This window comes from Cohnella silvisoli (assembly GCF_021190915.1).
Taxonomy (GTDB): domain Bacteria; phylum Bacillota; class Bacilli; order Paenibacillales; family Paenibacillaceae; genus Cohnella; species Cohnella silvisoli.
In genome coordinates, this window is sequence record NZ_JAIOAP010000014.1 from 197,795 (window position 1) to 209,812 (window position 12,018).

The window sequence follows — 12,018 nt, forward strand, 5'->3', positions numbered from 1 at the left end:
TACTACCTGCACAAGTTACGCACTTAGATATGATGTCAGGACTCAGAATGGCAAATCATCGTCCGATATATCTATCGGTCTTCCGTCATCTGCGAAGGGATCACTATTGTTGCCGCTGTTGCGAGAGCCTGAGTTGCGATTGCCTCCGCTTGCGTTCGTTGAGCCACTGGCGCCCTCGTCTCTTCCTTGACCGCCGCCCTCGCGGTTGGCTGATTCCAGGAATCGAACGTTGTCGGCGATGACTTCCGTAACATAAACACGGCGGCCTTCGTTGTTCTCGTAGTTGCGCACCTGAATGCGGCCTTCTACTGCGGCCAGACGGCCTTTACGAAGATAATTGGCACACGTCTCGGCTAGCTGTCTCCATGTTACGATCGGAATAAAATCCGCTTCGCGCTCTTCTTTGCTGCCGGAGAACTGACGGTCTACCGCTAGCGTAAATTGGGTGACAGCGACGCCTGCAGGCGTATAACGCAATTCGGGATCCTTGGTTAGGCGTCCTATGAGAATAACTCGATTCAACATCGCGGCTTCCCTCCACTAACATGACATAAAGGCTTGCGGCGGATAACCGCCTGGTAGCTGTGTGGCTTACGCGGTTTGTTCTCTGACGATCATATGACGGATAATTTCATCCGTAATCTTCAGAACGCGTTCCAACTCCGTCACAACTGTCGACGGCGCCGAGAAATGAACCAACACATACGTCCCATCGCGGTGTTTGTTGATCTCGTAAGCCAAACGACGTTTACCCATAATGTCGTGCTTCACGATCTCTCCGCCGTTCCCGATGATGCCCTGGAATTTTTCCACGACAGCTTGAACGGTTTCTTGTTCCACGTCCGGACGGATGATGTACATCAACTCGTAGTTGCGCATCTTCCGTTCACCTCCTTAAGGTCATTGGCCCCCCTCTTAGTATACCGACGAGCTTGTCAATCGGCAGGGGAGCAAGGAGCATGCATTCAGTCGCATGCCTGAATACTTTATCACAACAGCCCGAATATCGCAAGGAATTTCGCGCTACACTATCCTATAGGACAGGGGGTGATGGCAATGGGTGAACAAACTCAATTCGAGCCGGGACAGCGGGCACCGAACGACGGAAAGTATATGGAGGTCGGAGAGGATTCCTTCCACATGAATATTAAGGATCCCCAGCATGTCGAACTGCGTAAAGGTCAGCCTTTTCCTGAAACAACGAATCACAACCGCAAGTGGAAAAAGATGAAACAATTTCATTAAATGAGCGATCGTTTTTTCTTATCAACATGTATATTGCGTGATCATTTGAGCCATTCTATATCTCGGCGACGTTAAACGAGAGGTGTGGTTCCCTTGAACGACTGGGTGCAACAACAGCAGGAGCAAGCGTTCCTTTCGGAGTAGGGAAGCGGAGGGTTGTGCTAAAGACACACATCTGTAACACGCAGTGTTAGAGAATTCCGGAATACCGAAGCGCTGAGTTATATCAGCAACGTTATGGTTACGATCTCAATGCAACTCATTACACGTCGCCCTAAGAACCCTGCGAAGGGTTCTTTGTTTTTTTAGTCTCATTATCGTTCCGGTTATAATAAACATCCAACCCCTTCTTGATCCCCGCGACAATCTTGTCCTGATAGTCCGGTTTGCTCATTAACGCGTCTTCCTTTTTGTTCGTCATGAAACCCATTTCAATCAGAATTGTAGGTACCTTAACCCAATTGAAGCCGGTAAGGTCTCCGCGCGATCTGACGCCATTCAGCTTTGCTTCCGTCTCGTCAATCACTTGCTTGGAAACAGTCTTTGCTATTTCCATACTGCGCTTGGCGATCGGTTTCGTATATTGATTATCGAATGAGGGGTAGAAGAAGGTCATTCCCGTCACGTTCGGATTGTCGCTGCCGTCCGCATGAATCCGTACCATGACATCCGCTTTGGCATCGTTGCAGAAGACGGCCCTCTCGCTGTTCGAAATATCCACCTTATTATCGCGTCGCACCATTACAACCTTGTAGTCCCCTGTCAGGGCTTTCTCTAATTTAAGGGCAACCTCCAAGTTCAATTGATACTCCGGTTTCTTGGTCTTGATTCCTCGCGTTCCCCCCATGACCTTCGCTTTCATCGTCTTACTGCCAGGCGCAATCGGCTCAAGCTTCATGTTTGCTTTGCTCTGATGGCCAGCCTCGATGCAGATCACTGGTTTCTTTGTCTTACTCGCTTGGTCACCCTTTAGTGCTGTAAGGTTATCAATCCGGTTAGCGTTTAACGCCACGGCCCTGATTTCCGATTTTCCACTGGAATAAGTGTTACAACCTGTCACAATGAACAATAAACACCATCCAATGATCATAGCTTTGCCGTTCTTTTTAAGAAATTTACGCATCGTTACCTGCACCTCTACTCATGTCGCTATCCTTTTATGTTCTATAGACACAACAATAAAACCTTCCACCCATTCGAGAGTAGAAGGTTATTAGCATTCAATATAAGGGATGGCGGAGAAGGTGGGATTCGAACCCACGCACGCCTCGCGACGCCTAGTTGATTTCGAGTCAACCCCCTTGGGCCTCTTGGGTACCTCTCCGCAGCAAGAAATATGATATCACATTTACTTTGCGCTTGCAACTGGTCCGAATCTCCATATTCAAAGCGCTAATGGCTATTCATCAACCGCCGATTGCCCGCCCTCTGCCGATCTCAGCACCTTTTTCAAGCTCTTCTCGAACTTGGCCCTAGGCAGTAAAATGCTGTGCTTGCATTTCACGCATTTAATGCGGATGTCCATCCCCATGCGGATGATCTCCATTTCGTTAGCTCCGCAAGGGTGCTGTTTCTTCATGAGTACGACGTCTCCAAGCTCAAAGGCTTTCCGTTCCATTGCGATCCCCCCGTTCGTGCAGTGCACTATTCCGCTCTCTCTAAGAGGTTACTTCTGTCCGTTTTGCATCAAATGCTTTTCTTAATTCCGTATTGATCAATCGCGTAACTTCCGATGCGGAGTTGGGCTTACATTGCGCCGTTATTCTTAAGGTCATTTGGTTTAAGGCCAGCGCCTGTATGCCAAGCAACTCAGGTGTCTTCGTAATGTTCTTGTCGTTGAGCTTCGTTAACACGGTCCGGATCGTATTTTCCAATGTTTCAACGGAGTCCTCATAAGCTATCGTAATATCGACTACCGCTAACGATTGATTAACCGAGAAGTTAGTAACCTCGTTAATGAGCCCGTTAGGGATGATATGGATTTCGCCGGTCCAGTTTCTGATTCTCGTTGCCCTCAGGCCGATCATTTCAACCGTCCCTTTAAATGCCCCCGTCTGAACGACATCTCCGACCGCGAACTGATCCTCTAAAATAATGAAGAACCCGGTAATCACATCTTTAACCAAGCTTTGCGCCCCAAATCCGATGGCTAATCCGAGCACTCCCGCTCCGGCCAATAAAGGGGCTAATTGAATATGGAACTCGCCTAGAATTAACAATATCGCAATGAAATTAAGGGTATACGAAGCCGTGTTCTTCAGAAGCCGGCCTACGGTCTGCACCCGCCTTGTCCGCAGCTTTAACCGTTTCGATTTCTTCTCGTTCGTTGCATGATCAATAATGCGATTGAGCGTGATCAACGCCAGCCGGCTTAATATAATGATAAGAAAGATCCGTAAAAGCACCATTGAAGCCGACGTCCACATTTCCGTATCCCGTATCATATTCCACATGCGATCAACGAAATGATCCCAAAGATTGCCGTCTGGTGCAGTCTGTTCTATAGCGATCAAAGCACGCATAGGTCTTAAATCTCCTTTATTTCAATGAACCTCTTCGTAGCCATTGGACGTTTTCTCGAATAACCCTCGGATTTCAACATGTTCTGAGAGGATGATTTGTTTCACTTGCAATAACTCGGCGCTTGGGAACGCTATGGATAACGCGCATCCCGCCGTAATTTCTTTAGGTGTCGGACATATATCAATCTCGATTTCCGCGTATTCCAGCAGCATTTCAGCCCGCAGTGCCTGCTGTGTGGAATCAAATGCAATCAAGAGAGACTCCATAACGAATACCTCCCGCCTATAAAACTAATCCTTTCTGACCATACAAGTATAAATGAGCCGTTCCGTCCATATACTAGTAGCATACTAGGGTAGGAGGCGAATCGGACGAATGAACGGCGCGTGGGAGAAACGTCCGGGCTCCGCACCGGAATCAGCGGCGCTCTCTTTAAAGATTCCTTTTAACGAACCAACTGTCTTAAATCGATTGTCCCAGAAGCTCGAGTATTACCTGGAAGCTTTACCGGTGGATCGTCGTATTGTCATCGTCTGCGTTGGCACGGACCGCTCAACCGGAGATTCTCTGGGTCCATTGGTCGGGACGGCTCTATCCCGTGAATACAGCTCTTTATTTGATTTGTACGGGACTTTGGATGAACCAGTTCACGCCATGAACTTAGGAGATACTCTGCTCAAGATCATGAGAACGTCACGCCAGCCTTTCGTCATCGCCGTAGATGCTTGTCTCGGACAAGTATCCAGTGTAGGGTGCATTCAGGTCGGCTCTGGCCCCGTGCGTCCAGGAGCAGGCGTTAATAAGGAGCTGCCCCCCGTTGGAGATATCCATATGACCGGCATCGTAAATGTCGGCGGCTTCATGGAATACTTTGTCCTGCAGAACACACGTTTAAACCTTGTCGTTAAAATGTCCGAGATCATCGCTCAAAGCCTGATAACCGCAGTACATAATACTCGCAGCAGCACGATTATCCCTTTTGCATTGCCAGATTGATAGCCGTTTTCTCTTCCGGTGTAAGCATGTACGCTGATTGCCCTTTATCGATCGGTTTTGCATACAGGAACATTTGTTCCCTTCCATGTATGCCCGTAATAACGACCCCGTCTTGATCATCATTTACGAAAGCAATCGAAAAGCTTAGATCGCTTCCCGAATCCGAGAACGCGTTAAACCGATGGACGCTGATTCGTCCCTTTAGGGACGAAAGGCGTTTTTCGTGCTGTACCAGTTTTTCGCCCTGATTATTCTGATTATGTTCCAAGGCGGAAAGCCGTTCATGAAGCACATGCATGACGTCCTCCATGTTATTCACGCCCGTTTCGCCCATAAGCTTATGATGCGCAGATTTCAACTTTCGCAGTTTGCTTGCATATACACCGAGCCATATGAACAAGATCAAGAGCAGCAGCCCTTCTCCTGCAGCAATCGCCATTGCGATTTGGTCGTTCCAACCGTTCATTATTTCTGTCTCCCCCATTATCTCTTGCATTTCATTTCTCTTATTTCCCAAATCTAAGCTTACGATTGATTTCGCTTACCGCTTCAATCATTGATACGATCTCCGATTTCTGCGTAAAATATCCCGGGCTCGCGCGAACAGCGCCTGTCTCATAGGAACCCGCAGTTTCATGCCCCAGAGGCGTACAATGGAACCCCGCTCTTACCGCAATCCCGAATTGTTGATCGAGTAAGAAAGCCATCTCCGAAGGATCTACTCCTTCTAATAGGAAAGATACGATTGCCGTTCTTTCTTCACCGATGTCTGGGCCAAGCAAGGTGACGCCCGGTATTCGTTGCAAGCCTTCCATTAATTCAAAGGTTAATTGCTGCTCTTTATTATGAATGGCCTGCGGCGTTTCCTTAATAATATATTGAACGCCTTCCGATAGCCCTGCCAATCCGACCGTATTCGGAGTGCCCGCTTCATATCGATCCGGGCGTATATGAGGTTGTTCTGGCGCTTCGGATTTACTACCTGTACCGCCTTGCATTAAAGGCTCTAATTCCAAATTCGGATGAATGTACAACCCGCCTGTGCCTTGCGGACCCATCAATCCTTTGTGACCCGGGAACGCAAGCATATCAATGCCCATATCCTCAACATCTATGGGTAACACTCCCGCGCTTTGTGCGGAATCTACTAGCAGCTTCACATTTCTACGGCGCGCAATTGCACCGATTTCCCCGACAGGAACTATTGTACCGAGAAGGTTAGAGTTGTGCGTGACGGCAATTAGTTTAGTCCTTGCCGTTATCGCTGCTTCTACAGCCTTTACATCCAGAAATCCCTTTACGTCTGTTGAGATATAAGTAACTTCGATGCCTATTTTGCGTTTCAACGCCTCCAACGGCCGCCTTATTGAATTATGCTCAAGCGAAGTTGCAATAACATGATCTCCCGGCTGCAACAACCCTTGTATCGCAAGATTCAGAGCATGAGTTGTATTCATTGTAAATGCGATATCATTTGGATTGCCGATTCGAAACAACCGTGCTATACGTTTACGCGTTTCAAATACAACCCTGCTCGCTTTAACCGCCATTGCATGGCTTCCGCGGCCTGGATTGGCTGCGCTCTCCCGCATGTTTCGTTCCATCGCTTCCCATACGGCAGGCGGTTTCGGCCAGCTTGTTGCGGCATTATCTAAGTATATGATCGGTTTATTGTCCATTGTTTTATTATTCACCGTCCTAACGCAACGATAGCATACCTTAGTTTAATCTTTCCCTGGGAAGATTACAACTTGGGTATGCTATCGCCTCACATATTATGCCATCGCTTTTAGTAACTCTAGCAATCGTTCAAGATCGCTTTGCCCAAAGTAGGAAAGTTCTATTCTTCCCTTATCTTTGTTCGGCTTTATTCGGACGGTTGTTTGAAATTTCTCGCGCAGTGTTTCTTCTATTTCTTCGATAAACGGGTCCCGTTTTTTCGCCTTTGACTTCGTCTTTGCTTTCACGTTTGCTTTGGTTTCCGATTTCTGAACGGCTTCTTCCAGCTCGCGAACGCTCCACTCACCCGCAACGGTTTGTTTTACTAACTGCCGCCTTGCCGCATCATCTTTAATTCCGGCTAATGCGCGCGCGTGACCCATGGATAATGTTCCACGTGAAACATAATCCTTGATCTCGTCCGGGAGCGATAACAAGCGAAGAAAATTCGCGATATGCGAGCGGGACTTGCCGACCTTCAGCGAAAGTTCCTCTTGAGTAAGTTTGAATTGATTCATGATCGCTTGATAGGCAATTGCAACCTCTATCGAATTCAAATCCTCGCGCTGCACATTTTCTATTAATGCAATTTCCATCACTTGTTGATCGTTATACGCTCTTACGACTGCCGGGATTGTCACATTACCTAGTAACTGGGATGCACGAAATCTTCTCTCGCCGGCTATGATCTCAAAACCTCTTAACGCTTGCCTTACAACGATAGGTTGGATGACCCCGTGCTCGCGGATAGATTCAGCCAACTCTTTAATGGCCTCTTCTTCGAAGGTTTTACGAGGTTGATAGGGATTAGCTCGCAGTTGCGTTAAAGGGATTTCAACGATCTTATCATCCTCTTTAATAGAAAGGGAGGTGATTAGCGCGTCCAATCCTTTACCTAGCCGCTTGCTCATACGAAATCACTTCCTTCGCCAGCTCGAGATAAACCTCGGCGCCTTTAGACTTTGGATCGTAAGTAATAATGGATTGACCATGAGATGGCGCTTCGCTAAGCCTTACATTACGCGGAATAACGGTCTGGTACACCTTTTGTTGAAAATACTTTTTTACTTCTTCAATAACCTGAATACCCAAATTCGTCCTCGCATCGAACATCGTCAGCAGAACGCCTTCGATTTGCAGCGAAGTATTCAGATGTTTTTGGACGAGTCTGATCGAGTTTAGAAGCTGACTTAGTCCCTCCAACGCATAATACTCGCATTGAATCGGGATCAAAACAGAATCCGCTGCCGTCAACGAATTGATTGTGAGAATCCCCAGTGAAGGCGGACAATCGATCAATACATAATCAAACTCGGATCGCACTAGCGCCAATGCCTTCTTGAGTCGAATTTCACGGGACATAGTTGGCACTAACTCAATTTCCGCACCTGCCAATTGAATGGTTGCAGGTATGATCTTGAGATTGGGTATACTTGTATCCGCCACGGCTTGTTTAGGATGTACTTCGTTGATCAACACATCGTATATGCAATAATTGACGTCTGCTTTGTTGATTCCGATACCGCTCGTCGTGTTGCCTTGTGGATCGATATCAACGATAAGTACTTTTTTGCCTAGTGAAGCCAAGCATGCGCCAAGGTTAACCGATGTCGTTGTCTTACCAACACCACCCTTTTGATTGGCAATCGCAATAATTTTGGACAACCTAATTCACCTCAATGTTTATCGCCTACAGCGGACATTGCATTATACAACACTTACCCTCTATCCGCTCGCAGGTAAGCATTACTATGCGCCACATACGTCCCCACTTCGATCTATCGTTTGGGGATCCGAATAATGATCTCGTAGTGATCCTCGCAATCCTTCTCGCTTGCTTTGATCGGAATCCCCGACCCCGTAACCATATCTACGGATTGCCGTATCGTATTTAATGCCAGACGTACATCCTTGGTAAACGAGAAACGTTTCGTCTTCTGCGGTTTCGTAGCCTCTAACAGAAATGCGATTCTTGTTTCCGTTTGTTTAACATTCAGCTCTTTTTCAATGATTTCGCCTAGAAGTTTGTTTTGCATCTCTTCATTTGGCAATGAAAGCAGCGCTCTGCCATGACGTTCAGTGATTTTTCTTTCGAACAACGCCGCTCTTACCGATTCACCTAATTGAAGCAAACGAATTTTATTGGCGATCGTCGATTGGCTTTTGCCGAGTCGTTGTGCCAAGCTTTCTTGCGTCAATTGATGCAAATCGATTAGCTTCTGGTAGGCAATCGCCTCTTCCAATGCAGTCAGACCCTCGCGTTGCAGGTTCTCGATCAGTGCCACTGAAGCAGCTTGGGAGTCGTTAATTTCTCTTATTATTGCGGGTATATGCTCCATACCCAGCTTCGTAACAGCTCTCCAACGACGCTCGCCGGCAATGATTTCGAATTTACCGTTACGAATTCTAACGACTATCGGTTGAATGACACCATGCGTCTTAATCGTCTGACACAGTTCGTCAATCCGTTCATCATCAAATACGGATCGGGGTTGATAAGGACTTGGAACAATTTCCCGAACCGGGATTTGCTTGATTTCTTCCTGATTGCTACGGTCTGATAAGCCGAGCAGTCTTGAGAATGGCTCTTTCATTTCTCTCGGATCACCACATTAAGTAGGATAGGACGGTTAGTTTTGTGTCCATAGTGACGAAAAAGCGCCGCCAATTCACGCCAGGTGGCGTATTTGCGGCACGCTTATCTGATATTCTATTCTATTCGCCATTCCAACCCTATTCTCCTGCTTATGAAAAAACTTTCACGGCCTTCTAACCGTATCACAACTGCGCTCAAACCGGAAGCGTTAAAATGTTCCACGTGAAACATAACTCTCACTTGAGAGTAATGTTTCACGTGGAACATTGTAATTGATAAAGCGTATGGGTTACGAAGTAACTGTGTTCGGTTTAACTAGCGGTGATTTAATAGGGATCCCCGCTTTGCGAGGATATGCCGCGGGAGTTGGACTTTCCTTCATGCAAATGACTAAATGCCGTTCCGCGCCTTCAGAAGGCAGCGTTAATCTCTTCACGTCTTGGATTTTACCGTTTAATTTAGCCGCGCTATAACGACTTTCGTCCAGCTCTGCCGAGATGTCCGTTCCTTTCATCGCAATGAATAGTCCGCCAGTACGTACGAAAGGTAAGCAAAATTCGTTAAGCACCGAAAGTCTTGCAACTGCTCTAGCCGTTACGACATCGTAACAATCACGATGCTCTCTCTTTCTTGCGGCATCTTCCGCACGGCTATGCAAGCATAATATTTTCGTTAGGCCCAGCTTTGAGGTTACTTCCCCGAGGAATTTAATCCTCTTCGCTAAAGCATCGATAATCGTAATTTGCAAATGAGGAAAAACAATAGCAAGCGGGATGGATGGGAACCCGGCACCCGATCCAATATCCGCTAATGAGCTTTGCTTGTCTAAAGGTATGACCCCGGCAATGGTTAACGAATCGTAGAAATGCTTCTCGTACACCGCATCCCTCTCCGTAATGCCGGTTAAATTTATCTTCTCATTCCATTCGATAAGCAAGGAATAATAAGACTCGAATTGCGCCAATTGCCCTTCCGACAATGTGATGCCCAGTTTCTCTACCTGCTTCGTAAATTGCACTTGAATGGTGTCTATCATGATCCGTGGGCCGCCGCTGTTACACGATTATAATGTTCTAGATGAACGAGAAGAATCGATAAATCTGCCGGTGTCACCCCTGAAATCCTTGAAGCTTGGCCGATAGATAACGGTCGAATTTTGCCGAGTTTTTGCTTAGCTTCGACCGCTAAACCATAAATAATGTCGTAATCGATATTGTCGGGTATGCGCTTTTTCTCCATTCGCTCCATGCGATCGACTTGAATTTGTTGTTTCTCGATATATCCCGTATATTTGACCTGAATTTCGACTTGTTCCTTTATGTCATCCGACAGTTCGATTGGAGACGGTGTTAACGATTCCAGATGGCCATAAGTAAGCTCTGGGCGTCGAAGTAAAGTTAAACCATCCACCGTATTGCTAAGCGGGGCCGACTCCGCCTGCGCAAGCATCGCTTGCACCGTTTCGTCAGGACGGAACTTCGTTTCCTTAAGCCGCTCAATCTCCGCTTCTACTCGCGTTCTCTTCTCAACAAATTTTTGATGACGCGCTTCCGTGATCAAACCAATTTCGAATCCAATTGGCGTTAGACGCAAATCCGCATTATCGTGGCGAAGCAATAGCCGATATTCTGCTCTAGACGTAAGAAGCCGGTAGGGCTCATTCGTCCCTTTCGTAACCAAATCATCAATCATGACGCCGATATAACCTTTCGAGCGATCAATAATAACCGGTTCGGCACCTTGGACTTTGCGCGCTGCATTAATTCCGGCCATTATCCCCTGTCCCGCGGCCTCCTCATAACCCGAGGTACCATTGATCTGGCCTGCTGTAAATAAGTTCTGCACGATCTTCGTTTCCAATGAAGGCCACAACTGAGTTGGAATGACCGCATCATATTCTATGGCATAACCAGGACGCATCATCTCGACTTTTTCTAAACCCGGTATGGATCGCAAAATGTCTATTTGAACCTCTTCCGGCATACTCGTGGAAAGGCCTTGCACGTAGTATTCCTTCGTGTTCCTACCCTCAGGCTCCAAGAAGATCTGATGCTTCGGTTTATCCGCAAAGCGGACGATTTTATCCTCTATAGACGGGCAATACCTAGGTCCCGTTCCTTCGATTAAACCCGAGAACATCGGTGCCCTGTACAAATTATCATTAATAATCTGGTGGGTTTCCTCGGAAGTGTACGTCAGCCAACAAGGAATTTGCTGCTCCGAGTGCGCCATATATCCCGTCTCGTAGGAAAAATATTTCGGCTTGTCATCTCCCGGCTGTATTTCCGTTTTGCTAAAGTCAATGGAATCCTCATGCACCCTCGGAGGGGTACCTGTTTTGAATCGCGCCAATTGAAATCCGCAGCGCTTCAATGCTTCCGACAGTTTAACTGCCGGCTGTTGGTTGTTCGGTCCGCTCTCATACATTAACTCACCAAGAATAACTTTGCCTCGCAAATAAGTACCGGTCGTAAGAACAACGGTTTTCGCTCCGTACTCTGCACCTGTCTTGGTAACAACGCCAACGCATGCTCCATCCTCGATCATTAAATCTTCGACCAAACCTTGACGTAACGTGAGCCTTTCTTGCTGTTCAATCGTTTCTTTCATCTTATGCTGATACATAAATTTATCCGCTTGGGCTCTAAGCGCATGTACGGCCGGCCCTTTAGCTGTGTTCAGCATCCTCATTTGAATAAAGGTTTTATCTATATTTCGGCCCATCTCTCCGCCTAAAGCATCGATTTCCCTTACTACGTGACCTTTGGCAGGCCCGCCAACCGACGGATTACAGGGCATGAACGCAACCATATCCAGATTAATGGTCAACAAAAGCGTTTCGCAGCCCATGCGGGCTGCAGCTAATGCAGCCTCGCACCCCGCATGCCCGGCGCCGATAACAATAACATCATAATCTCCTGCACGGTAAGTCATGCTGA

The 12,018-nt window shown here is 47.2% G+C and carries 15 protein-coding genes and 1 tRNA gene; 2 read left to right on the forward strand and 14 right to left on the reverse strand.

The features are described from left to right. Positions 1-42 precede the first annotated feature (42 nt). Positions 43-525, reverse strand: a complete 483-nt coding sequence (ssb, locus tag K7P76_RS23845) for a single-stranded DNA-binding protein (RefSeq protein ID WP_232187862.1) — start codon at positions 523-525, stop codon at positions 43-45. Positions 526-591: 66 nt separating this feature from the next. Further along, the gene (gene rpsF, locus K7P76_RS23850; protein ID WP_232187863.1) at positions 592-879 is read right to left on the reverse strand and encodes a 30S ribosomal protein S6; all 288 of its coding nucleotides are present in this window, start codon (positions 877-879) and stop codon (positions 592-594) included. A gap of 177 nt (positions 880-1,056) precedes the next feature. On the opposite strand from rpsF, the gene K7P76_RS23855 reads away from it, so the two are divergent. After that, on the forward strand, positions 1,057-1,245 hold the full coding sequence (locus K7P76_RS23855) for a YjzC family protein (RefSeq protein WP_232187864.1): 189 nt from the start codon (positions 1,057-1,059) through the stop codon (positions 1,243-1,245). Positions 1,246-1,519: 274 nt separating this feature from the next. Here K7P76_RS23855 and K7P76_RS23860 read toward each other — a convergent pair whose 3' ends face one another. The 5 genes from K7P76_RS23860 to K7P76_RS23880 form a co-directional block, all read right to left on the reverse strand. After that, positions 1,520-2,368 carry an N-acetylmuramoyl-L-alanine amidase family protein gene (locus K7P76_RS23860; protein ID WP_232187865.1) on the reverse strand — a complete coding sequence of 283 codons (849 nt, stop codon included), beginning with the start codon at positions 2,366-2,368 and terminating at the stop codon, positions 1,520-1,522. A 110-nt stretch (positions 2,369-2,478) separates the two neighbouring features. After that, positions 2,479-2,569, reverse strand: a tRNA-Ser gene (locus K7P76_RS23865). A 75-nt stretch (positions 2,570-2,644) separates the two neighbouring features. Beyond that, positions 2,645-2,863, reverse strand: a complete 219-nt coding sequence (locus K7P76_RS23870; RefSeq protein ID WP_232187866.1) for a DUF951 domain-containing protein — start codon at positions 2,861-2,863, stop codon at positions 2,645-2,647. 40 nt (positions 2,864-2,903) lie between these two features. Further along, positions 2,904-3,767 (reverse strand): mechanosensitive ion channel family protein, encoded by an 864-nt coding sequence (locus tag K7P76_RS23875; RefSeq protein WP_232187867.1) that lies wholly within the window; start codon positions 3,765-3,767, stop codon positions 2,904-2,906. Between the two features lie 21 nt (positions 3,768-3,788). Next, complete coding sequence (locus K7P76_RS23880) at positions 3,789-4,034, reverse strand: putative Se/S carrier protein (RefSeq protein WP_232187869.1); 246 nt, start codon at positions 4,032-4,034, stop codon at positions 3,789-3,791. 109 nt (positions 4,035-4,143) lie between these two features. Here K7P76_RS23880 and yyaC point away from each other — a divergent pair, with 109 nt between their 5' ends. Next, positions 4,144-4,764: a spore protease YyaC gene (gene yyaC / locus K7P76_RS23885; protein ID WP_232187870.1), complete on the forward strand. Its 621-nt coding sequence runs from the start codon at positions 4,144-4,146 to the stop codon at positions 4,762-4,764. Here yyaC and K7P76_RS23890 read toward each other — a convergent pair. From K7P76_RS23890 to mnmG, 7 genes are all read right to left on the reverse strand, one after another. Further along, positions 4,739-5,230 (reverse strand): DUF4446 family protein, encoded by a 492-nt coding sequence (locus tag K7P76_RS23890; protein ID WP_232187871.1) that lies wholly within the window; start codon positions 5,228-5,230, stop codon positions 4,739-4,741. The two genes, yyaC and K7P76_RS23890, sit on opposite strands and share 26 nt — an antisense overlap. A gap of 40 nt (positions 5,231-5,270) precedes the next feature. After that, complete coding sequence (locus K7P76_RS23895; protein ID WP_232187902.1) at positions 5,271-6,443, reverse strand: aminotransferase class V-fold PLP-dependent enzyme; 1,173 nt, start codon at positions 6,441-6,443, stop codon at positions 5,271-5,273. A gap of 96 nt (positions 6,444-6,539) precedes the next feature. Further along, positions 6,540-7,394, reverse strand: coding sequence for a ParB/RepB/Spo0J family partition protein (locus K7P76_RS23900; RefSeq protein ID WP_232187872.1), 855 nt, complete (start codon positions 7,392-7,394; stop codon positions 6,540-6,542). Then, the gene (locus K7P76_RS23905; protein ID WP_232187873.1) at positions 7,375-8,148 is read right to left on the reverse strand and encodes a ParA family protein; all 774 of its coding nucleotides are present in this window, start codon (positions 8,146-8,148) and stop codon (positions 7,375-7,377) included. Before K7P76_RS23905 ends, K7P76_RS23900 begins: the two co-directional genes overlap by 20 nt. 113 nt (positions 8,149-8,261) lie before the next feature. Then, positions 8,262-9,077, reverse strand: coding sequence for a nucleoid occlusion protein (gene noc, locus K7P76_RS23910; RefSeq protein WP_232187874.1), 816 nt, complete (start codon positions 9,075-9,077; stop codon positions 8,262-8,264). A gap of 291 nt (positions 9,078-9,368) precedes the next feature. Next, positions 9,369-10,112, reverse strand: a complete 744-nt coding sequence (gene rsmG, locus K7P76_RS23915; RefSeq protein ID WP_232187903.1) for a 16S rRNA (guanine(527)-N(7))-methyltransferase RsmG — start codon at positions 10,110-10,112, stop codon at positions 9,369-9,371. After that, positions 10,112-12,013, reverse strand: a complete 1,902-nt coding sequence (mnmG, locus tag K7P76_RS23920) for a tRNA uridine-5-carboxymethylaminomethyl(34) synthesis enzyme MnmG (RefSeq protein ID WP_232187875.1) — start codon at positions 12,011-12,013, stop codon at positions 10,112-10,114. The genes rsmG and mnmG overlap by 1 nt, the downstream gene beginning before the upstream one ends. Positions 12,014-12,018: the final 5 nt, after the last annotated feature.

Coding starts and splice junctions, on each gene's coding strand:
- ssb (WP_232187862.1), bottom strand. CDS start 525: ATGTTGAATCGAGTTATTCTCATAGGACGCCTAACCAAGGATCCCGAA.
- rpsF (WP_232187863.1), bottom strand. CDS start 879: ATGCGCAACTACGAGTTGATGTACATCATCCGTCCGGACGTGGAACAA.
- K7P76_RS23855 (WP_232187864.1), top strand. CDS start 1,057: ATGGGTGAACAAACTCAATTCGAGCCGGGACAGCGGGCACCGAACGAC.
- K7P76_RS23860 (WP_232187865.1), bottom strand. CDS start 2,368: ATGCGTAAATTTCTTAAAAAGAACGGCAAAGCTATGATCATTGGATGG.
- K7P76_RS23870 (WP_232187866.1), bottom strand. CDS start 2,863: ATGGAACGGAAAGCCTTTGAGCTTGGAGACGTCGTACTCATGAAGAAA.
- K7P76_RS23875 (WP_232187867.1), bottom strand. CDS start 3,767: ATGCGTGCTTTGATCGCTATAGAACAGACTGCACCAGACGGCAATCTT.
- K7P76_RS23880 (WP_232187869.1), bottom strand. CDS start 4,034: ATGGAGTCTCTCTTGATTGCATTTGATTCCACACAGCAGGCACTGCGG.
- yyaC (WP_232187870.1), top strand. CDS start 4,144: ATGAACGGCGCGTGGGAGAAACGTCCGGGCTCCGCACCGGAATCAGCG.
- K7P76_RS23890 (WP_232187871.1), bottom strand. CDS start 5,230: ATGAACGGTTGGAACGACCAAATCGCAATGGCGATTGCTGCAGGAGAA.
- K7P76_RS23895 (WP_232187902.1), bottom strand. CDS start 6,443: ATGGACAATAAACCGATCATATACTTAGATAATGCCGCAACAAGCTGG.
- K7P76_RS23900 (WP_232187872.1), bottom strand. CDS start 7,394: ATGAGCAAGCGGCTAGGTAAAGGATTGGACGCGCTAATCACCTCCCTT.
- noc (WP_232187874.1), bottom strand. CDS start 9,077: ATGAAAGAGCCATTCTCAAGACTGCTCGGCTTATCAGACCGTAGCAAT.
- mnmG (WP_232187875.1), bottom strand. CDS start 12,013: ATGACTTACCGTGCAGGAGATTATGATGTTATTGTTATCGGCGCCGGG.